A 21082-nucleotide genomic window follows, 5' to 3' on the forward strand; every position below is an offset into this window, starting at 1 on the left:
CCGGCCTCGTCGGCCGGTGAACCGGCAATAGGTGAAACGACCGTTAAAAGTCCGTCGCGAACGGTAATCTCTACCCCGATTCCATGAAACTCACCCTGACTCTCCTCTTCATAGTAATGATACTGACGGGGTGGAATATAACTGGTATATGGATCCAGGCTGTTGTGAAGCTGATCGACTGCTGAACTAAACAACTGCTCGCGGTCGATATCCTCGGCATAATGCTTTTCAATCGTATAGAAAATCGAAGCGACCGTACGCATACCGACAAACAGCGGGTCATTCAAAATCAGGTGCAACCCACCCGCCAGCAAAACCAGATTCAGGAGGATCAAAACTATCACCGCAAACGGATTAGATCGTATCGGCATCGATAATCTTTCTCTTTTTTAAGAACTTCAATAAACAGGATAAACTGTCTTCAAATATATCTTCGACCGGCCGGTCGGCATCCACAATCTGAAATCGACGCGGATTCTTCTCAGCGATTTTGAGATACCCGCCCCGCACCTTGCGAAAAAACGACAGCTTCTCTTTTTCCAGACGATCCTGGGAGCGCTTAAGTTTGGCTTTTCTGGCAAAAGCGACCTTTTCCGGCAAATCAAAAAGCAGAGTTAAATCCGGTTTCAGGTTTTCAGAAGCATACAGGTTGGCCTTGAGGATGAAATCCTCATCCAGCCCGCGACCGTAGACCTGGTACGCCACAGTAGAATCATAGAACCTGTCACACAAGACTACCTGACCGGAAATCAATGCCGGAAGAATTCGCTCCGCCACGATCTGGGACCTGGCCGCCAGGTAGAGCCACAACTCGGATTTAGGGCAGATTTCGATCTCCCCTTTGCTTAAAAGGATGCGGCGGATTCGCTCGGACAGACCGGTTCCTCCCGGCTCGCGCAGGAAGATGTAATCAAGGCTCAGCTTCTTTAGCTGGCGCACCAGCTTCTTGGCCTGCGTGGTTTTGCCGGAGAAATCAATTCCCTCCAGCGTGATAAATATGCCGGGGTATTTCCTTGCCATAAAAAAGGAAGGTGGCGATTGCCACCTTCCTGTCAAGCTTAAACTTACTTTTTGGCTTTTTTACCTGCTGTCTTTTTTGCGGTCTTTTTGGAAGCCTTTTGGGGTTTTGATGATGCCTTCGCCTTCGCTCTGGACGGTTTAGCTTTTTTCGATCCCTTGAAACCGTATTTGCGAATATACTCCTCGGTCATCTGGTAGGCCTCGCTGTCGGTGAACTGGACCGGTGGAGACTTTTTGAAGTAGGCCGAAGGTTCAATCATTGCGCCCGAAAGACCGTTATCGAGCGCCAGCTTGCAACAGCGGACCGCGTCGATAACCACACCGGCTGAGTTGGGCGAATCCCAGACCTCGAGTTTGAGTTCGATATTCAGAGGGACATCGCCAAAAGTACGGCCCTCGAGACGGATATGAGCCCACTTGCGATCGGACAGCCATTCAACATAATCTGAGGGCCCGATATGGCAGTTGGCCGAACCGATATCGTAAGGCAACTGCGATGTCACAGCCGAGGTCTTGGAGATCTTCTTGGACTCCAGTCTGGAGCGCTCGAGCATATTTAGAAAGTCTGTATTACCACCCACATTGAGCTGGCTGGTTCGCTCCAGCTTCACACCGCGATCCATGAACAGGCGTGTCAGGACTCGGTGGACGATGGTTGCTCCTACCTGTGACTTGATATCATCGCCGATCACCGGCAGTCCTTTTTTAGAGAACCGATCCTGCCAGTAGGGTTCACGGGCGATGAAAACCGGGATACAATTGACGAAACCACATCCAGCCTCAAGGATTTGCTCCACATACCACTTGGTGGCGTGCTCTGATCCTACCGGAAGATAGCTAACCACGACATCGGTCTTGGTATCCTTGAGAAGCTTGATGATATCGTCAGTATCGCCAGGCGCTTTTTTAATTATCTCGGACAGGTAATATCCCAGCCCGTCATGAGTCATCCCACGTGCCACCTTGATTCCAGTTTTGGGCACATCGCAGAACTTATAAGTATTGTTGGGCCAGGCGTAAATCGCTTCGGAAAGATCCTTTCCCACCTTGTTGGCGTCGATATCGATTGCCGCCGAAAATTCGATATCGGAGATATGATACCCGCCCAGGTTGACATGCATAAGTCCCGGAACCAGATCGGTATCCTTGGCATTGCGATAGTAGTGCACCCCCTGCACAAACGATGACGCGCAATTACCGACACCGATAATGGCCACTCTGACTTTTGGCATAATTACTCCTTTTCAATTTCTGTCTTTATGCGTAAGAGACAATTTCTTTCATTCGATCGAGAGCCATACCTTTATTCAGTTCGAAATCAGGACCGGTATTTTCAATCATCACGCTCGAAACGGCCGATCCCAGAATTCCGCAATCGGGAAGAGCATATCCGCGCAGGACACCATACATGAATCCGGCCGCGTAAGTATCGCCAGCTCCGGTGGGATCGACTGCATCAGTTTTAAACGGGTCGACTTTATAGAACTCCTCGCCGTCATAAACCACCGAGCCCTGTTCTGCCAGTGTGATCACGACTACTTTAGCGCCCCAGGACTTGATCATTTCGGCTGGTGTACGGTAGTCTTCGCGAGGGTCGATGCCGGTCAGGATCTGGCATTCGAGTTCATTGGGTTTGACTATTTCGCACATCGATACGATTTTTTCGATCTCATCGGTTTTACGGTGTTCAATAGTGCCGTTGTCCGAATAACGCAAAACTCCCTGTGGGTCTAAAAAGAAGCGGGCCTCGGTATTCTGGCGCAGTTTTTCAATATAGTCCAGCCCGATTTCATTTAAAATAGGTCCCAGAAAGATCCAGTCGGAATCCAGAAGATGTTCCGGAAAATCGTCGATCGCACCGGCATCTCCCAGAAGAGTCAATTCACGCTCGCCCTTGTCTCCGAAGTAACGCAGTGAGAATCCACCGCTCTGGGCGGACTCGTAAACTTTCGATCCTATATCATATTTTTTTAGATCATCAACAAAACGTCCACGGTAATCGGACCCGATATTGCCGACCAGGTTGCATTTTACACCCAGCCGTGTCAGCGCCAGGCAGAAATTGGTCGAACATCCCGAAAGTATCCTGCCATCGGTCTCCACCCTGTCTGTCTTGATCAGATCGTAAACCGGATTGCCGATCGCTGTCACCTTAACCATCCTGTTGCCTCCTGTCCAGTTCCTGTTTTGCGAAATACAATCTTTGAATCGAAGTAACGTGCGATACAACGCCCACGAAGATCAGGGCGATCTCGAGCAGTTTCAATCCGGCAAATCTGGTTTCGGGAAAGATCGAGGCCAGCGCCAGCCCGATCATGATTACGATAAATTTCTCCATCCGGCCGACCCATCCGACTTCGGCCGAGGTCAGCTTGCCGATCGATTCAGCCGCCTTGCGAGTGTAAGAGGCCATGATCATTCCGAAAATCGCAAACAGCGGCCAGACCGGGTGAATCTTGCCGGAAAGCAGGATTCCGGAGAGTATGAAGAACTCAGCGTAGCGGTCAAGCACATGATCGAGAATTCCCCCGAATGTAGTGCCCATATTGCCCGCGCGCGCCGTGGCCCCGTCGAGCATATCCGTAATTGCCGTCACTATTATCAGAACGATTCCCCATAAAAACATTCCCTTCCATAACACGATTCCGGCCCAGATAGAGAAGATCAGGCTGGCAATCGTAATCACGTTTGGCTTGAGGCCGAGCTTGACACAGACCCGCCCGAAGATCTGGGAATGTTTCTCATAAGCCGCTCGCTTCTGTTTATCCAATGCACTCCCTCGCTGTTATTTTTTATCAGGTTTGCAATATAAAAGCCTGGATTTTTAGCGCAAGCATATTTATAATATCTTTGTAAATACGGAATTTATAAGGTATACCCCTGATATATGACAGAAGTAGACTACTACAACAAGCTGAAACTCGCGATAGATGAAAAAAGCCTTCGCTACAGCCTGGTTCATTACGCTGACAAAAACGGGATCAAGCCGGCCGCCAGGCTGTTTCGCACCACGCCCCGAACTGTGCGAAAATGGTTGAATCGCTGGCGCGAAACAGGTGATATCGTTTTGACAGACAGGCGCGCATTGCGTACGAAAAGAAAATCGAAAATCGATGAGACTCAAAAGAAAAAAGCGATTGCACTCAAGAAAAGATTTCCGCATTATGGGTCTATGCGGATCAAACGTGAGTTCAACCTGACCATCTCTGATAAAGCTGTCAGGAAAATCTGGCGCCAGGAGAACCTGGCATAAGCGGCGAGGATTAGTATGCAGACACTGAAGCTGTTAATCACGATCACCCTGCTTGTCACATTCTGTGGTTGCGCAGATGACGGCATCGATCGCAACGTTGGGGAGACTATCACGCTCGAAGCGGTAGCCGGCAGGAGCGTGTTTCAGATATTGCAGAAAAATCATGAAATCGACTACGACAGTTCCACGGGCGGGGTTTTCATCCAGGCCATCGACGGGATCAGAAATGAAGGAGGGCATTTCTGGACCTATTCAGTCAACGGCAAACCGGCCACGGTTGCATGCGATAACTATTTAGTCAATGCAAATGATACAATAATCTGGAAATACGAGTAATCAACCGGATTTGCGGTTATGTTGTCTGAGGTAGAAAAACAGCACCCAGCCAGCGACAAACAGCAAAAACGCAACGATGTGATTGTAGGTTAGTTCCGCGCCAAACAAATTCGGAATCATTGCTCCTTCGTAATAGCGCACGAATTCGATTATAAATCTGATAAAGGCTTCGGCAATCAGGAAGACTGCAAAGACCATACCCGGAAAATGCTTCCTGCGGTCAAGATAGAACAGGGCTAAAAACAATGTCAATCCCAGTATGGACATATATAACTGCGTGGGATGGATCGCGTGTTCACCAAAGACCGAATACGGTATCGAACCTTCAGGAAAATGAATCCCCCACGGCAAGTCACATTGCTTGCCAAAACAGCAGCCGTTCAAAAAACATCCGATGCGGGTAAAAAAAGTGCCCAGAGCGATCGGCGGTGCGAACAGGTCGAGAGTGTGAAGAAATGGTTGTTTTTTCATCCTGGTGTAGATTATTCCTGCCCCGATGGCAAAAATCAGGCCACCGTAGAGGTTCAGGCCTGCTATCCCGATCGTCCCTCCCGAGCCGAAAGGATTGAAGATGTTTATAAGATTGCCGGAGAACTCCGACCAGTGGTAAAACACATAGAACAACCTCGCACCGACCACCGCGGCCACGATCACCAGAAACGAGAGGTTAATCGTAAAATCGGGATCAATGCCTTTGGAGCGGGCTTTTGCGCGAACGTACAACATCCCCGCCAGAAACGACACAAACAGCATGACGCCATAGGCACGGATCACTACGGGGCCGATTTTGACTATCTCAGGATGCATTCAGTTTACCTTTCAACGGCAGGGTTCGCCTGTCAGCCATAGGCATTTCAGCCGAACCTGCAGGTTTGAATTTGATCCGGTCAGTTATCAGGATACAGACTATGGCTACCACAAATCCAACGATGGTATCAGAAATAAAATGAAACCTTCCCCAGAAAGTGCCGACCACCAGGCCAAAAACAATCGGGGCGAATACGTATCCGACTTTCCGAACGGAACGCCAGGCGTGCACAAGAACCACCACTGCCGCGGCGGTATGAGAGGACGGCAGCGAGCCACCCTCGGCGGCTCCGTTTTTGATCACGTAATCGACCAGTGGAACAAAGATCCAGCCCTTCAGCGGGCTGTCATAAATGCCGGCAAACAAAAACCTGGGGCCGGCAATCGGGAAGAAATTGAACATATAAAAACAGACCAAAAATGTCAGCGAAACACAGGTAACGAATCTATCCATCTCGACATGCAGGCCCTTGTTTATCAATATCAACGAAAGTATCAAGAGTAAAAAGAAATACGCGAAATATCCGAACATGAAGTACTCATTAAGAAGCGGGTAGGTGAACTTCTCCAGGTACAAAGTCGGATGAACTCCGAATATATTATGTTCCAACAGCGCCAGCCCGTTATCTAGCCAGTGATCGATATATAAAAACACCAAACCGCCGGTTTCCTGGTAAATGAACAGCAACAGAATCATAAAATACCAGCGGCGAATGATCTTCATAAAAGTGTTGGTTGGATTTAACGGCAATCGACTGAGCTGTAAAACGAAAATAATGACCATCAAATTAAACGCGAAATACAGCGGCCAGCCGGAAACATTGTCATTGAAAATAAGAAGTGAAACAGCCAGGATCAGGTTGTAGGCCAGTACGAAATAGTCGACCGGAAGAAACTTACAGTTTTTAAACATCTAAGTTATCCCCTCTATAATAAGCACCAGTTCACCCTTTGGTTTCTGGTCGTCGTATTTTTCTGAAAGGCTTGCTAAATCGGAACGGAATATCTCTTCATGAAGCTTGGTCAGCTCCCGCGCCAGGACCGCGCGGCGATTGCCCAATACCTCCAGCAACTCATTAACGGTCTTTTTTAGTTTGTGCGGTGATTCGTACAGGATTATCGTACGATGTTCATCAACCAGGCTGTTCAGCCGTTTATTGCGCTTGGATCCTTTGGGTGGTAAAAATCCCTCAAAAACGAAATTGTGCAACGGGAGACCGGAAACGGTCAGGGCGGAAATCAAGGCCGAGGGTCCCGGAATCGAGCAGACCTCGATACTTTTTTCAAGCGCTGACCTGACAAGATAAAATCCCGGATCGGAAATCCCCGGCGACCCGGCGTCGGTGATCAGCGCGATATCTTCCCCTGCCAGCAGACTTCTGACCAACCCGGGTGCGGACTTGAATTTATTTATGTCGTTATAGACCACCAATTTCTTTTCGATCCCGTAATGGTTCAGCAATTTGGCTGAAACCCGTTTATCTTCGCAGGCAACCAGGTCGACAGATTCGAGCGTTTTCACGGCCCGATACGTGATATCGGCCAGATTGCCGATCGGGGTCGCCACCAGAAACAGCCTGCCGTTCATGAGGCCGAAATTACGCAGTTTTTTGACTGCTGTCAATTAATAACCCCAACGTTTGGAATTTATTAGGCTGTGATTGACAAGCGCAAAAAGTGCCCATATATTTATAAAGAAATCAAGCAAAGGAGATGCGATGGCTTCAGTCAATAAGGCGATAATTATCGGCAATCTCGGGCGTGACCCGGAACTACGCTACACCCCCAGCGGAACAGCGGTGGCCAATTTTCCGGTAGCCACCACAAATCGCTATAAAGACTCCAGCGGAGAGAACAGGGAATCAACCGAGTGGCATAATATCGTCCTGTGGGGTCGGCAGGCCGAACTGGCCAAGGAATATCTTTCCAAAGGCCGCGCGGTCTATATCGAAGGGAGAATCCAGACACGCAATTACCAGGACAAGGACGGCATCGAACGCTGGCGGACCGAAATCGTGGGTCAGATGATGCAGTTTCTGGGTAGTCGTTCCGATGGTGGAAGCGGTGGCGGTGGAGCCAGTACCGGTTCGTCTTATACGCCCCCCGAACCGCCAAAAGAAAAAGACAATTCCGCCTTCGACAATACTGTCGATGACGACGATCTTCCGTTTTAAATAAAAAAAGAGGGTGACTGATTCAGCCATCCTTTTTTCTGTTTCTGTTTTGTCACAGTCTCAAAGAAACTGGGGCCCTGACATAACAGATCGAGGCATATTAAAACTTCAAATTACCCTGGCTGTCAGGTCGCTTTTTTGCCCTTGCGGTATTTCATCTCCTTTTTGAAGCCAAAGTCCTCTTCCAAATTCAACAGCCAGACCGCACTGAGTTCATCAACTACATTAACCTCAAACAGCAGATTCTGGGCGACCATGTATTTGTAGCTGACTTTTTCATCGGTAAACCGGATGCAACAGATATCTTTGGCTTCGTTGGTATAAATCCCGACCGGTTCGACATCGAGACGGTGCTCCAAAATCCGGATACGCTTGATTTCATGGTCATTGTCGAGAAGAAGTTCCGGGATAACCACCCAGGCATCCCGTTCAAGATACAGCTCAACTCCGAGCACATTGCCCTTCTTGTCGAGATCGATCGAGTAATCTTCGCCCTGCACATAGGAGTAAAATTTACCCCTTGCTTTGATGACGAAATTGAGGGAGTTTTCCATGACATCATAAAATCCTCTGGCCGCCGGAATACGCTTGGTATCGTGTATAGCCAGTCGGATATGACTCACAGTTCCTCCGTTTTTTCTCCCAGCCCGGAAAGTTGCACCTTGGCGCGATTAGCCTCGGCGGTATTGGGAAACTCTGTCATGATCTCCCGGTAGAGGTCGATCGCCTTTTCCCTCTGACCCAATTCCTCATGACAACGGGCCAGTTTAAACCTGGCTCCCGCCATACGATTGGACTCAGGATAGTTGTCGACTACCTTACTGAATTCTTCAGCCGCTTGCTCATATTTGGGAGGGTTCTGCTGGTAATAACATTCCCCCAGCCAGAACTGGGCGTCGTCAGCAAGATCAGTTTTGGGGAAGCTGGTTATATATTCACTGAATCCAAGTATTGCGATCTGGTGATTGCCCGCCTGCAGATTGTTGAAAGCCGAGTTGTAGATCACGTTCGGGTCAATTGCTGTCTGAGCATTCGCGGTGGTATCTTCCACGGTGTCGCTTTCCTCTTGAACAGGCAGTTGCGCGACTCCTGCACCCGATCTCTGAAGCAGGCCGATTCGATCATTCAAATCAGTAATCTTAAACCCGAGTTCTTCAAGGCGATCCTCGAACTCAGTGATCGAGGACTCCATGCGCGCCAGAAACTGCCTCTGGGATTCTTCCTGAGCCTGGGTCAGGCTGTCCAGACGGATGATTTTCTGTTCAATGATCTCGGTTCGCTGAGCGATACTGTCGACCTGGATCAGGATCCGGTCGGCCTGCCGTTTTGAGGCACACCCGGTCGTCATGACAATCAGCGCCAGCAATGTTATCAGTAGATAACCTGATTTTCTAAACATATTAATCTTCGATTCGGAATTCCGCGCGACGATTCTTCTGCCAGGCCTCTTCGTTGTGGCCCGGATCAATAGGACGTTCCTTGCCGTAGGACACAGTCTCCATCCGATCACCATCGATACCCAGCTTGACCAGGTAACTCTTGACAGACTGCGCACGACGTTCACCCAGCGCGAGGTTGTACTCGACTGTACCACGTTCGTCGCAATGACCTTCGATTACGATATCGACATCCGGATTCTGCTTCAACAACTGTGCATTATGTTCCAGGGCACGCTGAGCGTCGGGACGGATGTTGTATTTATCGAAATCGAAATAAGCCTTCATGAAATCGGCTTGTTCCAGTTCAGGTTCCGGCGGTGTCTCAGGCACTTCAGGTTCTTGAGTTACAGCAGTATCAGCCTGATCGGTTAAATCTTCCGGTGGTGTTTCCGGAATTTCCTCTTCAGGACCGCAGGTTGCGCCCATCAGAAGCGCGAATGTCAATACAAGGAAAATTGAAAACAGGATCTTTTTCATCAATGACCTCCTTATCATAACAAAGATATATTTTTCAGCATTTTAACACACCGCTTCAATTTGGTCAACAACAATTATCCATCCGTCTAGTTCAATATAAAAATCCTGACCAGCAGGGATTCGAGCTACCCGGTTCGTTAGTGATCAATCTCCGGTTTATTCCCATAAAGTCGGATATGTATATCGCCGTTCGGTCTCCGTACTGGGTGGAATAAACCAGGTGGAGACCATCGGGTGCCCAGCGCGGGTTTTCATTGAAACCGGTGTTGGTTATTATCTTGTAATCGGAGCCGTCTATTTCGGCCACGCAAATATCGAAACTGCCTCTCTCGCTGCGAGTTACATAGGCAATCTTGGAACCGTCGGGTGAAATCGCCGGTGATTCATTCTGCCTGCCGACGAATGTTATCCGGCGCACATTCAGACCTTCCGTATCCATGATATATATCTGCGGCCCGCCGGTGCGGTCGGAGGTGAATGCCAGCTCCCGTCCCGAGGGTAAAAAAGCCGGCGAGGTTTCGATCGAACGGTTATGGGTCAGTCTCCTTTTGACTTTGGCGTTGCGGTCAGCCAGGTAAATCTCGGCATTGCCGTCCTTGGAAAGGGTCAACGCCATCTCTTTGTTTGTGGGAGAAATCGCCGCAGCCGAGTTTATTCCGGGATAGGAGGCGATCTTCTCATGCTCGCCGTCTTTTAGATCCACTGCCCACAGGTCGGGTTTGCCATGTTTGTAGGAAGTGTATATAATGGCGTCATTTTCGGCATCCCAGACCGGCGAGATATTGATCGAACCATTGGCTGTAACTGGTTGTTCGCTGGATCCGTCGTAATCGGAGAGATATATTTCCTTATTGCCGGTTTTGGCGGTGACATAGACCAGACGGGTCCGGAATATACCCTCGTAGCCGGTCAACCTCTCGACTACCGCGTCGGAGATCGTATGCGCGAGGTGGCGCCAGTACATTCGCTTTAGCCGATAACTGTCCGAGGCTGATTCTTTTAGAACCCGGAGATTACTGAGAGAGTAAGTGAGCCGGATTTTCTCATCCGAAAATCTTATTTTCAGGTCCAGCACATGATCCGCTTTCATGTATTTCCAGATCATCAAGTCAGGTTTTTCGACCTCATAGACTTTGAGGATGAAGGGATCGATCATGACGGTATCGAGTACGAAATGGAAATCCAGGTCGGCAGCGATTATATTTTCGATCCTGCGCGCCAGAAGCGAGTCCTCAGCGGTCGCTTCACCGTCGATTTCAATCTGATTGATACCCAGCTTGATCGGTGAGAAGGCTGTGTCGCGAATCCTGATATCGTATACTCCGCCCGACTGTGCGCTGAGGTCGGAAGTTGCACCGACCAGCAGGATAGATACTAATAGAAGGGTATAGATTTTCATACTCATAGTTTGCTCTCGAAGTGAAAGTTGATTTCCAGAACTGAATTTGGTGGAAAATGTTGCGGTAAGTCCGGCAGATTTCCGGTCGATTCCACTGCCAGCCTGGCGTAGCGGTCGAACAGGCTATTGCCGGATGATTTCTTTATCGCCACACCTTGAATCTGGCCGTTTTTAGTGATCTGACAGTAAATCACGCAGTGCAGTCGAGCGTTGGATACCACTGGATTTGTCCAGTTGCGGCGAATCTGCCTCTGGACATAGTCGAACGGGTAGGACATATAGTATTCAGCCAGGGGACCGTCACTCACAGCACCCTCGACACCGCCCGAACCGGTCACCTCCAGGTCGACCCCCGAACCGGAACTATCCCGCTCTTTTTGGCCGGAATCATTGCTCTTTTTTTGAGTCTGAGAAGCGTCGGCAAAAGTCTCTTTTGGTTTTTGTTCCGGCTGTTTCTTCGGTTCCGTCTTTTGCTTAGGTTTGGGTTTGGGTTTGGGTTTGGGTTTTTTGATCTTTTCTTTTTCGGTGATACTGGAGAGCTTGACATCATCAGCGACAAAAGCAGGGTCAGAAACCGCGGCCGAAGGTACATCGAACGAAGGCATCCGGCCCGGAATTTTATCCGGTAGACTGACCTGGACCACACTGCCGATATCGATCGACGCTTTATTGGCCGAACTGACACCGGCCGAGGCTATCACCACCAGGGCAAATACCCCGAGGTGGATCATAAGTGAAATCAAAAGATCCTTGCTTTTCATCGTGGCAGTCTGTCCTCGAAAGGCTGGGTTACAAGACCCAGGTTGGTAACTCCCTGTTTCTTGATCTTGGCGATGATATCGACCACGAATTCCCAGCGGACATTTTTATCGGCCCGCAGGTAGACCGGCTGGTTTCGGCCTTCACGATTGAGGTAATCATTCAAAGTCTCCTCGAAACGGACCGGGCCGGTGAAGAAATCGTCGGCATGGCCGGTGCCGATCCAGATTCCCAGACTGTCTTTATCCATCATGGTAACCACTATCCCCTCCTCCACATCGGCATCGACATAGCTGACCTTGGGGAGTTCGACTTTGACACCGCTCTGCAGAAGCGGAGCAGAAATCATAAACACGATCAAAAGCACCAGGACCACATCGACCAGGTTGGTGACGTTGATTTCGTATAATGTTCGGTATGTACGTCGCTTCAAAACGAATTCTCCTTCTCGACCGCCGACAAAAATTCGAGCGAGAAATTATTCAAGTCATCCTGCACATACTTGAGCTTGTTGTTACACCAGTTAAACGCAATAACTGCCGGAATCGCTACCGCCAGTCCGACGATGGTTGCGATCAAAGCTTCAGCGATACCCGGTGCGACAACTGCCAAAGAAGCCTGCCCGGTCGTGCCGATATTCATAAAAGAACGCATCACGCCCCAGCAGGTGCCCAATAGACCGAAAAACGGAGCAACAGTACCGGTCGTTCCCAGAAATACAACCATCCGCTCAAGTTTGCCGATCTCCTCGTTGGCGGTCTTCTCCAATGTCTTCCCGATCGCGTCCAGATCGCTCGAGTTCAAATTTACAGGACCGGCCTGCAGGTTGCCCTCACCCTTTTTACGCTTGACGATCTGTTGAAGATCGGAAAAACCGTCCTCCAAAAGACGCGCTAACGGGGATTTACGATATGTTGAACACTTTCCATAAGCATCGACCAACCGCCTGCGCTTGCGAAAAGCGGAAATAAAGCGCCGGTTCTCACGTTCAACCAGCCTGAACTGGCGGAATTTACTTGCTAGTATCGCCAGTGAGACAAACGACATACCCAGCATAATCAAGAGAATCAACAGTGCGAATGCGGATGAATTCGATATCAGGTACCAGACTGACATGTTGCTTCCGGCTGAAGCCAGCATATCCGGCAGGTAAAACAACTCCTTCATACCTCGGCCTTCTTTTATTTTAGTACATTCTACAAGTATTTAAGCGGATTGTTTCATTCCGCTGAACCTGGCACAAAATAGCGGACAGCATACGGCAAATCAACATAAAACAGGTATATATGTTTTTGTTGACTTATAACATCAAATTTATTTACTGCCCTCAGGATAGTATATAAGTTACATTATAAGGAGGAGGTTCCGAATATGAAGAAACTTTTGCTTCTGGCTATGACTCTCTTGCTTGCAGGTGGCCTGCTGTTATCAGGATGCGGCGGTGAAGAGGATACAGCCGAGGATGTCAAAGAAGAAATGCAGGAAGCCGGCGAGGAAGTCGAAGAGGCTGCCGAAGAAGCGGCTGATGACCTCGAAGAAGGCGCTGAAGAGACCATGGAAAAAGCCGACAGCGCTATGCATGAGTCCTCAGGTCATTAATTTCCATCAAGATATTCCTCTCAGGGGCGGTTTCGCCCCTTTTTTTTTGCTTTTTTATCAGGATGTGATTGACACTGCCGATAGACTCATTAGATTTATATTTGTTCGGGTATTTTATGGGCTTTACTATGGATATGGTTTTATATCGAAAGCAACGCGAAATCCTCGAATTCATAGGGGATTTCAGGTCAAAAAACGGGTGTTCACCTACCTTGCGGGAAATCGCCTCGGGAGTCGGGGTCAGTTCCCCGGCTACTATCGCGGAACATCTGCAGGCACTCGAGAAAAAAGGAGTGATCACAAAACAAAGCGGGCGTCGTCGTTCAATTTCAATCGCCCCGGAATTCGAGCGAACTCCTGACCGTAAGATCCCGGTAATCGGGATAATCGCCGCCGGGCAACCGCTCGAGGCGATCGAGGATAAGAATACCCATATAGATTTCGTCGTTTCCGATCCAGGCAGTTGCTATGCCCTCAAGGTCAAGGGCGAGAGCATGATCGAGGATGGTATCCTGGAAGATGATTATGTCGTCGTGAAAAAGCAGATGACTGTCACGGATGGTGATCTGGTAGTAGCGCTTCTGGATGATGGGAGCGCCACTTTAAAGCGGTTCTATCGTGAGAATGACAGGATTCGCCTGCAACCTGCCAACTCCGAGATGAATCCGATCTATGTTCGCGACGTGACGATTCAGGGCCGGGTGGTCGGGCTGATGCGGAGGTTTGATGGGCGATAAGCTGATTATGTATATCGATATAGATGCCTTCTTCGCCTCGATCGAGCAGATCACCAATCCAGCTCTCAGGGGTAAACCGGTCATGGTGGGTGGATTCCCCCATGAGCGCGGGGTGGTAGCCTGTCCCAGCTATGAGGCCCGAGCCCGTGGTGTCCGCACCGCAATGACGCTCTCGAATGCGCATCGGCTCATACCGGACGGCATCTTTCTCAAAGGCGATTACGAAAACTACCAGGCGTTTTCGGATCGTTTCAAAGCCATACTTTTGCGACATTCACCTCTGGTGGAGATGATCTCCCAGGATGAGGCGGTCGTCGATCTGACCGGATGTGGCGGGGATTTCGAGCGGGGGGCGCAATTGGTAGCAAAAATCAAACGAGTACTCAAGGATGAGCTGAAACTTTCGACCTCGGCCGGACTGGCACAGAACCGTTTCCTGGCCAAGACCGCCTCGGAATACCAGAAACCGGATGGCCTGACCGTGGTTCCGGCGGGAGAGGAATGGCAATTTCTGGCGAAGCTGTCGATCTCCAACGTACCCGGAATCGGCTACAAATCAAAGAAGATACTCAACGACATGGGTATCAAGACGATCGGCCAGTTGGCTGAAATCCCGCAGAGTTACCTGACTCATCTGTTCGGTCAACGCGGTTTCAAGATGGCTGAGTTTCTGGTCAACCGCGACCCCCGGCTTTTGGAACCGCTCAAGCCGATTCGCCGGATATCACGCGAGACCGGTTTTTTCGGCGACGAAACCGACCTCAAGTTCATTCATGCCACCCTCTACTACCTGCTCGAGAGAGGTTGTATCAAGCTCCGCCAGCTGGGTAAAAAATGCAACAACATAGCAGTCAAGATCCGCTACACCGGTGAAAAACCGATCATCAAAGGCAGGCAGATTCCATATTATCATAACAGCGAGGAGAGCCTCTTCCCCTATGTGCTGGAACAGTTCAAAAGAGTACACACCCGTCGCCTGGCGATTAACCTGGTCGGCATAACTCTTTCGAACCTAAAGACTGCGCCCCGGCAGGAGGAACTCTTCAGCGGTAAATCCACCAAACAGGATGATCTCATCGAAGCGGTCGACAAACTCCGTTCGACATACGGATACCATTCGCTCTATTTCGGGCGCACACTCAGCCTCAAACAAAAATACCGACGACTGGAGACCGGCTATGAGTTACGTACCCCTTCACTGTCACAGTAATTATTCGCTTCTCTATGGTACAGCGTTCACAGGTCAGCTGATAGAGAAAGCCAGATGGCTCGGTTACAACGCGCTGGCTCTGACTGACACTGATGCCATCTACGGGCTGGTCGAATTCTACCGAAAAGCGCGTCAAGCACAGATCAAACCGTTGGTCGGCGCGAACCTGACCACCACCTGCGGGGACCTGGTCTGCCTGCCGGAAAATGCTGAAGGCTATAAGAATCTATGTCGTTTGATCACCCGCAGACAACTGGGCGAGGAACGCCTGCACGCTGAAATGCTGGCAGAAGACAATAAAGACCTGATAGTTCTGGCAAAACCGGAAGCTGAAATTGGTATCTTGCGGGATATTTTCAGGAGCAACCTGTACATAAAACTCGAGATCTTCAAGAACAGCCGAAACCATGTACAGATCGAAACCGGCCTCAAACTGGCACGCAAATTCTCACTCAAAACCGTGGCCGCCAATCCGGTTGTCTTTGCCGAGCATAAAGACTTCGATCTGCATCGCATATTGAGCGCGATTAAATACGGCAAAACTATCGGCAGTTTACTGCCCGTCGAATGTGCTCATCCGGAAAGCTTCTTGAACGATCCGGAGCAGATAGAACAGCTTTTTCATCATCTTCCGCAAGCCCTGGTCAACCAGAATGAAATCGTCGAACGAATCAATTTGAACCTGACAGACAATGATTACATCTTCCCCCCGCTCGAGCTTCCCGAGGGTAAAGCGCCGGAAAATGTGTTGCGCCGGATGTGCCTGGCGGGACTCGAGCGTCGTGGATGCGACCTCGAGGGACGCTACCTGAGCCAGCTCGATTATGAATTGGGTATGATCGATCAAACCGGTTTTACCAGTTACTTTCTGGCAGTGGCGGATATAGTCGACTTCTGTCACAGGGAGCATATCCCCTGTGTCGGTCGCGGGTCAGCCGCCAGTTCGCTGGTCAGCTACGCGCTCGGGATTACTCATGTTGATCCGCTCGAAAACGATCTCTACTTCCAGCGTTTCCTGCACGAAGGCCGGGCCGATCCACCCGACATAGATATCGACCTGTGCTGGAAGAATCGTGACCGGGTGATCGACTATGTCTACCGGAAATACGGTGAGAAGCGTGTAGCTATGATCTCTTCCACTATCCGTATGCAGTCCCGGATGGCGGTACGCGAAGTCGGCAAAGCGCTGGGGGTACCGGAACAGGATATAGGCAAAATCGCTGACCGCCTGCCCCATGCCTTCTTCGCCGGGATCAAAGACAAACGCGAACGTTTTCCGAAGATTGCGGGAGTGCGCACCGATTCTGAACCATACCGTACGATCTTCAAGTACGCCCGCAGGCTGATCGATTTTCCCCGCCACCTGGGGATTCATCCGGGTGGAATCGTCATTTCCGAGGATGACCTGACCGGTCGGGTAGCACTCGAGCGATCGACCAAGGGACCGGTAGTGACACAACTTGATATGTACTCGATCGAACAGACCGGCCTGATCAAGATCGATCTGTTGGGACAGCGATCCCTGACTGTCCTGCGTGAAACCGCCAATCATCTCGGCTACGGTTCCCCTGCCGATGTGGTGCGTGACGATGATCCAAAGACATACAAACTCCTGCGGGAGGGACGTACACTGGGCAATTTCCAGATCGAGAGCCCCGGGATGAGGGCAATGCTTCGAGATATTCAACCCGACTGCCTCAACGATCTGACCCTGGCATTGTCATTGATCCGCCCGGGAGCGACAGATTCAGGCGCAAAAAAGCTGTTTCTCGAGCGTTACCGTAAAAATCGCCCGACTGAAAATGTTTATCCGCTCATCGAACCGATCCTGCGCGAGAGTTGTGGAACTATTATTTACCAGGAACAGGTGCTGAAAATCGCGGAGGCGGTGGCCGGTTTTTCCGCCTCGGAGGCTGACCGCCTGCGCAAGGCGATGAGCAAGGCGCGATCCCGCGAGGAGATGACTTCCCTCAAAAAAAGCTTCCTGGCGGGAGCCCAACAAAAAGGTGTCGACCCACGCATTGCAAACAACATCTATACAGCGATCGCTTATTTCGCTTCCTACGGTTTCTGTAAAGCCCACGCCGCCAGCTACGCGCTGGTCAGCTATCAGGCCGCCTGCCTTAAAGCTCATTTCCCGGTCGTGTACATGACCTGCGTGATCAATAACCATGCCGGTTACTACCCGAGTGCGGTCTATGTCGAGGAAGCGCGACGACTGGGTGCAAAAATCGTTCCACCGTGCGTCAACTCCAGCGGGATCGAATCCACCACCGATGGTAAAACACTCCGGCTGGGATTGATGTTTGTCAAAAGCCTGGCGGTCGATGTGATGGAACAAATAATGACATCCCGTAAGCAGGAGGGCGATTTCGAATCGCTGGAGGATTTCCTGTGGCGTATCGATGTCCCAAAAGGTGAGGTCGAAAACCTGATCAAGTGCGGAGCGTTCGATTTCACCGGCAAGGTACGCCCGGAACTGCTCTGGGAGCTGTCGTTTCTATATCAGCCGATTGCCAAAGCCAAACGCGATCCACTTCCACCGCTGTTCGATCGGCGTGAAAGAATCAAAAAACCTGACCGACTGCCCAGTCTTGATAATTACACCGATTTCGAGAAATGGCTTTATGAACAGGAGATACTCGAAGTCTCCGCTGGATGTCATCCGCTTACGCTCTTTGGACAAACCGTCGAGGACGCTGTCACCCCTCATCTGCACAAACTTAACAACCGAAAAGTCAATACCCGTGGCTGGCTGGCGGATATCAAGAGGATCAATACTTCAGGTAATAAACAGATGTTGTTTCTGACCATGGAGGATTTGGTGGATACTTTCGAGGTTGTGGTCTTTCCAGAGCAGGTACGCAAGTACTCTGAACTTCTGCGTCATTGCCGGTACTACAAAATTGAGGGACGGGTTCAGGTCGATGGTGCCGCAGCCACGATTGCGCTTGCCTCTCTCGAACCGGCTTCGACCGGGATCACCGGACGAGAAATCATCTGATCAGTTTAGGTTTGACTTTGATTGCTTACCGGCATAGATTTGACTCTTATGGCTGAGGAAAAAATACGCAGGGAAGCTGATGATCTGGTTGAACAGATCAATTACCACAATTATCGCTACTATGTCCTCGATGATCCCGAGATTTCCGATGCCGAGTATGACCGCCTGTTTGATCGCTTGCTCGAGCTGGAAGAAAAGCACCCGGAACTAAAACGTCCCGATTCACCCACGCAGAGAGTCGGCGCCGAACCATCAGAAAAGTTTAACACCGTCAAGCATTCGGTGCCGATGCTGTCATTGAACAAGTGCAATACCGAGGAGGAATTCGAGGACTTCGTCAAGCGTGTAAACAAAGAGCTGGATGGAGATAACGAAAAGATCGAATATCATGTTGAACCGAAATTCGACGGTCTGGCGGTGGAGCTGGTCTATCATAAGGGCATCCTCTCCTCGGGTTCGACACGGGGTGATGGTGTTACCGGCGAAGAAATCACCGAAAACCTGAAAACAGTAAACACGATCCCCCTGCGACTGAGAGGTGAAGATCTGCCTCATCTATTTGAAGTACGCGGCGAAGTGATCATGCACAAAAATGATTTCGAACAGCTTAATCGTCGGCGCGAGGAAGCTGGTGAGCAAGTGTTCGCCAATCCGCGCAATGCCGCCGCAGGCTCTCTTCGACAGCTTGATCCGAAGATCACCGCCTCCCGTCCACTGCGTTTTTTCGCCTATGGTATCGGACTGTGCGAAGGCAAAAGTTTCGATAGATTGAGCGAAGCTCTCGAATTCGTGCAAAGCTGCGGTTTTATCATCAGCGATGAGAGATTGCTGACCAGCGATTCAAGCGATGTGAAAAGCAAATATAAACGAATCATGGTTAAACGCGCAAAACTGAGTTATGATATCGACGGAATGGTGATCAAGGTCAATTCATTCTCACAACAGGATAAGCTGGGACAGTTATCACGTTCACCACGCTGGGCTATAGCCTGGAAATTCCCGCCGGCCGAGGAGTCGACAGTTGTCGAAGATATCTTCGTACAGGTCGGGCGGACCGGCATCCTTACACCTGTGGCCGCTCTCAAACCGGTCAGGGTCTCGGGTGTAGAAGTCAAACGGGCCTCGCTGCATAACGAAGACGAACTGCGTCGGAAAGATATCAAAATCGGCGATCACGTGATAATCAGGCGAGCCGGTGATGTCATCCCCGAAGTCGTCAAGGCGATCAAATCGAAGCGGGACGGGAGTGAACGCGAGTTCAAGATGCCCGCAAACTGCCCGGTCTGTGGCCAGAAAGCGTCACGCCTGGAAGGCGAAGCCTACTATCGCTGTACCAATATCGCCTGCCCGGCGCAGGTCAAAGAAAGGATCATTCATTTCGCCAGCAAAGCCGGTGTCGACATCGACGGCCTGGGCGATAAATTAGTCGAACAGATGGTCGACCGTGAACTGATCGAGACCCCGGCAGATTTGTATAATTTAGAAAAAGATGACCTGCTTAAGCTGGAGCGTATGGGTGAAAAATCCGCACAGAACATCCTGGATGCGGTCGACAACAGCCGCCGACCGGATCTTCCCCATTTGATCAACGCGCTTGGTATTCGCAATGTCGGTGAACATCTGGCACAGGTCCTGGCATTTCGTTTCGGAAGTCTCGACAAATTGAAAAAAGCAAATTTGGAAGAGTTATCGGATATCAATGAAGTCGGCCCGACTATTGCAGACAGCATTATCAAATTTTTTGAAAATGATCAAAACCTGCAAATGATTGAACAACTCAGGCAACGCGGTGTTGTCTTTCCAGAAGTCGAACGTCCCGAGGGAGAGCTTCCGCTTGACGGAAAAACGTTTGTTATAACCGGAACACTCGAGGATTTTTCACGCAGGCAGGCCAAGCAGGCCCTTGAAAAACTGGGTGCAAAGGTCACCTCCTCGGTATCTAAAAACACAAGTTATGTTGTCGTTGGAGCGGATCCCGGTTCTAAATATGACAAAGCTCGTAAACTGGGTAAGGAAATTCTGGACGAAAACGAATTCAAGACTATATTGAATAGATATGAAGCTGGACAATAATACAACATCTGTCGACCTGATAAAGATCGCTATGCCGTTTGTGGCTGTAATTGCCGGACTGGCATTTTGTTACTTTGCCGCGCCGGTCATCGTGCCCGTAATCGTCGGCGTCAGTTTCGCGTATATCCTCTACCCGGCAGTCAGGTTCCTGAAGCGATTTAAGATTCCCCACCTGGCGGCGTTGTTTGTTGTATCCTTTGTGGTCGTAATCCTGTTCGGAACATTTTGCCTGGTGATCTACTACCAGGGAACAGAATTGATCAAAGCCCTGCCGGAATTCAAGGTCAAAGCCGAGATGTTTCTTACCGAGCAGGCTGAAAATTTCCGCCATACGATCAACCGTTTCTTCCCGGAAGTCATCCCTGAAGGTGAGGAACAGAAGCTGGTTAATGACCTGGTGGCGCAACTGGACTATCAGAAGATCGGTGAATTAGCCTTTAAAAGCCTGGGATCACTGTTTTCATTTTTCGGCAATGCGATCCTGATTGGAATTATTGCGTTTTTTATCATGCTCGAAGTAAACGTCTTCAAGCGCAATCTGGTGATGGTTTTTGGCAGGGAAAACGAACAGATGTCGACTGAAATTATGACCGACATCAACCACCAGATATCCACTTACTTCGCACTTAAATTCTTAATAACGCTGGGGCTGTCAATAGTCTATACAGCGGGGCTGTTGATCATGGGCATCGACTACGCCTATATTTTAGGACCTTTGGCAGGTGTGGTCAGCCTGGTGCCGATCATCGGTGCCTATGCCGGTGCAATTCCCGCCATGATAGTAGCTGGCATGCA

24 protein-coding genes are annotated in these 21082 nt (G+C 50.0%); 9 read left to right on the forward strand and 15 right to left on the reverse strand.

Features of this window, described 5'->3' with window-relative positions:
* From GF404_03375 to GF404_03395, 5 genes are all read right to left on the reverse strand, one after another.
* On the reverse strand, positions 1–371 hold a 371-nt coding region (locus tag GF404_03375), incomplete at its 3' end, for a hypothetical protein (GenBank protein MBD3381219.1).
* Positions 355–1020 (reverse strand): dTMP kinase, encoded by a 666-nt coding sequence (locus tag GF404_03380; protein MBD3381220.1) that lies wholly within the window; start codon positions 1018–1020, stop codon positions 355–357. The genes GF404_03375 and GF404_03380, both read right to left, overlap by 17 nt.
* Before the next feature lie 44 nt (positions 1021–1064).
* The gene (locus GF404_03385; GenBank protein ID MBD3381221.1) at positions 1065–2252 is read right to left on the reverse strand and encodes an inositol-3-phosphate synthase; all 1188 of its coding nucleotides are present in this window, start codon (positions 2250–2252) and stop codon (positions 1065–1067) included.
* Positions 2253–2277: 25 nt separating this feature from the next.
* Entirely contained in the window at positions 2278–3180 is a 903-nt protein-coding gene (locus tag GF404_03390; protein ID MBD3381222.1) for a ribokinase, read from the reverse strand.
* Positions 3173–3790 (reverse strand): CDP-alcohol phosphatidyltransferase family protein, encoded by a 618-nt coding sequence (locus GF404_03395; GenBank protein ID MBD3381223.1) that lies wholly within the window; start codon positions 3788–3790, stop codon positions 3173–3175. The genes GF404_03390 and GF404_03395 overlap by 8 nt, the downstream gene beginning before the upstream one ends.
* A 117-nt stretch (positions 3791–3907) precedes the next feature.
* Here GF404_03395 and GF404_03400 point away from each other — a divergent pair, with 117 nt between their 5' ends.
* Positions 3908–4273, forward strand: a complete 366-nt coding sequence (locus tag GF404_03400) for a helix-turn-helix domain-containing protein (GenBank protein MBD3381224.1) — start codon at positions 3908–3910, stop codon at positions 4271–4273.
* 15 nt (positions 4274–4288) lie between these two features.
* Complete coding sequence (locus GF404_03405; protein ID MBD3381225.1) at positions 4289–4609, forward strand: DUF4430 domain-containing protein; 321 nt, start codon at positions 4289–4291, stop codon at positions 4607–4609.
* Here the strand turns inward: GF404_03405 and lgt are convergent, their stop codons facing one another.
* The 3 genes from lgt to rsmI are packed head-to-tail and all read right to left on the reverse strand — an operon-like array spanning position 4610 to position 7004.
* Positions 4610–5416, reverse strand: coding sequence for a prolipoprotein diacylglyceryl transferase (lgt, locus tag GF404_03410; protein ID MBD3381226.1), 807 nt, complete (start codon positions 5414–5416; stop codon positions 4610–4612).
* Entirely contained in the window at positions 5406–6329 is a 924-nt protein-coding gene (locus tag GF404_03415) for a hypothetical protein (GenBank protein ID MBD3381227.1), read from the reverse strand. The genes lgt and GF404_03415 overlap by 11 nt, the downstream gene beginning before the upstream one ends.
* On the reverse strand, positions 6330–7004 hold the full coding sequence (rsmI, locus tag GF404_03420) for a 16S rRNA (cytidine(1402)-2'-O)-methyltransferase (GenBank protein ID MBD3381228.1): 675 nt from the start codon (positions 7002–7004) through the stop codon (positions 6330–6332). It lies immediately after the preceding gene.
* 130 nt (positions 7005–7134) lie between these two features.
* Here rsmI and ssb point away from each other — a divergent pair, with 130 nt between their 5' ends.
* Entirely contained in the window at positions 7135–7590 is a 456-nt protein-coding gene (gene ssb, locus GF404_03425; GenBank protein MBD3381229.1) for a single-stranded DNA-binding protein, read from the forward strand.
* Positions 7591–7715: 125 nt separating this feature from the next.
* On the opposite strand, the gene GF404_03430 is transcribed toward ssb, so the two are convergent.
* The 7 genes from GF404_03430 to GF404_03460 all read right to left on the reverse strand — a co-directional run bounded on the left by GF404_03430 (position 7716) and on the right by GF404_03460 (position 12831).
* Positions 7716–8213: a hypothetical protein gene (locus GF404_03430; GenBank protein MBD3381230.1), complete on the reverse strand. Its 498-nt coding sequence runs from the start codon at positions 8211–8213 to the stop codon at positions 7716–7718.
* The gene (ybgF, locus tag GF404_03435; GenBank protein ID MBD3381231.1) at positions 8210–9103 is read right to left on the reverse strand and encodes a tol-pal system protein YbgF; all 894 of its coding nucleotides are present in this window, start codon (positions 9101–9103) and stop codon (positions 8210–8212) included. The genes GF404_03430 and ybgF overlap by 4 nt, the downstream gene beginning before the upstream one ends.
* Positions 8991–9455, reverse strand: coding sequence for a peptidoglycan-associated lipoprotein Pal (gene pal, locus GF404_03440; protein ID MBD3381232.1), 465 nt, complete (start codon positions 9453–9455; stop codon positions 8991–8993). The genes ybgF and pal overlap by 113 nt, the downstream gene beginning before the upstream one ends.
* A gap of 142 nt (positions 9456–9597) precedes the next feature.
* Complete coding sequence (tolB, locus tag GF404_03445; protein MBD3381233.1) at positions 9598–10911, reverse strand: Tol-Pal system beta propeller repeat protein TolB; 1314 nt, start codon at positions 10909–10911, stop codon at positions 9598–9600.
* A complete protein-coding gene (locus tag GF404_03450; protein MBD3381234.1) occupies positions 10908–11666 on the reverse strand; it encodes a TonB family protein in 759 nt (252 codons plus the stop codon). The genes tolB and GF404_03450 overlap by 4 nt, the downstream gene beginning before the upstream one ends.
* Positions 11663–12130, reverse strand: a complete 468-nt coding sequence (locus tag GF404_03455; protein MBD3381235.1) for a protein TolR — start codon at positions 12128–12130, stop codon at positions 11663–11665. The genes GF404_03450 and GF404_03455 overlap by 4 nt, the downstream gene beginning before the upstream one ends.
* Positions 12094–12831, reverse strand: a complete 738-nt coding sequence (locus GF404_03460; GenBank protein MBD3381236.1) for a Tol-Pal system subunit TolQ — start codon at positions 12829–12831, stop codon at positions 12094–12096. The genes GF404_03455 and GF404_03460 overlap by 37 nt, the downstream gene beginning before the upstream one ends.
* Positions 12832–13035: 204 nt before the next feature.
* Between GF404_03460 and GF404_03465 the strand changes: the two genes are divergently transcribed.
* From GF404_03465 to GF404_03490, 6 genes are all read left to right on the forward strand, one after another.
* Entirely contained in the window at positions 13036–13263 is a 228-nt protein-coding gene (locus tag GF404_03465) for a YtxH domain-containing protein (protein MBD3381237.1), read from the forward strand.
* Positions 13264–13379: 116 nt separating this feature from the next.
* Positions 13380–14000, forward strand: coding sequence for a transcriptional repressor LexA (gene lexA / locus GF404_03470; protein MBD3381238.1), 621 nt, complete (start codon positions 13380–13382; stop codon positions 13998–14000).
* Complete coding sequence (locus tag GF404_03475) at positions 13990–15210, forward strand: hypothetical protein (GenBank protein MBD3381239.1); 1221 nt, start codon at positions 13990–13992, stop codon at positions 15208–15210. The genes lexA and GF404_03475 overlap by 11 nt, the downstream gene beginning before the upstream one ends.
* The gene (gene dnaE / locus GF404_03480) at positions 15068–18214 is read left to right on the forward strand and encodes a DNA polymerase III subunit alpha (protein MBD3381240.1); all 3147 of its coding nucleotides are present in this window, start codon (positions 15068–15070) and stop codon (positions 18212–18214) included. The genes GF404_03475 and dnaE overlap by 143 nt, the downstream gene beginning before the upstream one ends.
* A gap of 48 nt (positions 18215–18262) precedes the next feature.
* Positions 18263–20287: an NAD-dependent DNA ligase LigA gene (gene ligA / locus GF404_03485; protein MBD3381241.1), complete on the forward strand. Its 2025-nt coding sequence runs from the start codon at positions 18263–18265 to the stop codon at positions 20285–20287.
* A partial coding sequence (locus GF404_03490; protein MBD3381242.1) for an AI-2E family transporter occupies positions 20271–21082 on the forward strand: 812 nt, incomplete at its 3' end. The genes ligA and GF404_03490, both read left to right, overlap by 17 nt.

This window comes from Candidatus Zixiibacteriota bacterium (assembly GCA_014728145.1).
Classification (GTDB): Bacteria; Zixibacteria; MSB-5A5; order JAABVY01; family JAABVY01; genus WJMC01.

Coding starts and splice junctions, on each gene's coding strand:
- GF404_03465 (MBD3381237.1), top strand. CDS start 13,036: ATGAAGAAACTTTTGCTTCTGGCTATGACTCTCTTGCTTGCAGGTGGC.
- GF404_03460 (MBD3381236.1), bottom strand. CDS start 12,831: ATGAAGGAGTTGTTTTACCTGCCGGATATGCTGGCTTCAGCCGGAAGC.
- dnaE (MBD3381240.1), top strand. CDS start 15,068: ATGATCTCATCGAAGCGGTCGACAAACTCCGTTCGACATACGGATACC.
- GF404_03390 (MBD3381222.1), bottom strand. CDS start 3,180: ATGGTTAAGGTGACAGCGATCGGCAATCCGGTTTACGATCTGATCAAG.
- rsmI (MBD3381228.1), bottom strand. CDS start 7,004: ATGAACGGCAGGCTGTTTCTGGTGGCGACCCCGATCGGCAATCTGGCC.
- pal (MBD3381232.1), bottom strand. CDS start 9,455: ATGGGCGCAACCTGCGGTCCTGAAGAGGAAATTCCGGAAACACCACCG.
- GF404_03380 (MBD3381220.1), bottom strand. CDS start 1,020: ATGGCAAGGAAATACCCCGGCATATTTATCACGCTGGAGGGAATTGAT.
- lgt (MBD3381226.1), bottom strand. CDS start 5,416: ATGCATCCTGAGATAGTCAAAATCGGCCCCGTAGTGATCCGTGCCTAT.
- ssb (MBD3381229.1), top strand. CDS start 7,135: ATGGCTTCAGTCAATAAGGCGATAATTATCGGCAATCTCGGGCGTGAC.
- GF404_03400 (MBD3381224.1), top strand. CDS start 3,908: ATGACAGAAGTAGACTACTACAACAAGCTGAAACTCGCGATAGATGAA.
- GF404_03385 (MBD3381221.1), bottom strand. CDS start 2,252: ATGCCAAAAGTCAGAGTGGCCATTATCGGTGTCGGTAATTGCGCGTCA.
- ybgF (MBD3381231.1), bottom strand. CDS start 9,103: ATGGTGATCGGATGGAGACTGTGTCCTACGGCAAGGAACGTCCTATTG.
- GF404_03405 (MBD3381225.1), top strand. CDS start 4,289: ATGCAGACACTGAAGCTGTTAATCACGATCACCCTGCTTGTCACATTC.
- GF404_03450 (MBD3381234.1), bottom strand. CDS start 11,666: ATGAAAAGCAAGGATCTTTTGATTTCACTTATGATCCACCTCGGGGTA.
- GF404_03415 (MBD3381227.1), bottom strand. CDS start 6,329: ATGTTTAAAAACTGTAAGTTTCTTCCGGTCGACTATTTCGTACTGGCC.
- ligA (MBD3381241.1), top strand. CDS start 18,263: ATGGCTGAGGAAAAAATACGCAGGGAAGCTGATGATCTGGTTGAACAG.
- lexA (MBD3381238.1), top strand. CDS start 13,380: ATGGGCTTTACTATGGATATGGTTTTATATCGAAAGCAACGCGAAATC.
- tolB (MBD3381233.1), bottom strand. CDS start 10,911: ATGAGTATGAAAATCTATACCCTTCTATTAGTATCTATCCTGCTGGTC.
- GF404_03475 (MBD3381239.1), top strand. CDS start 13,990: ATGGGCGATAAGCTGATTATGTATATCGATATAGATGCCTTCTTCGCC.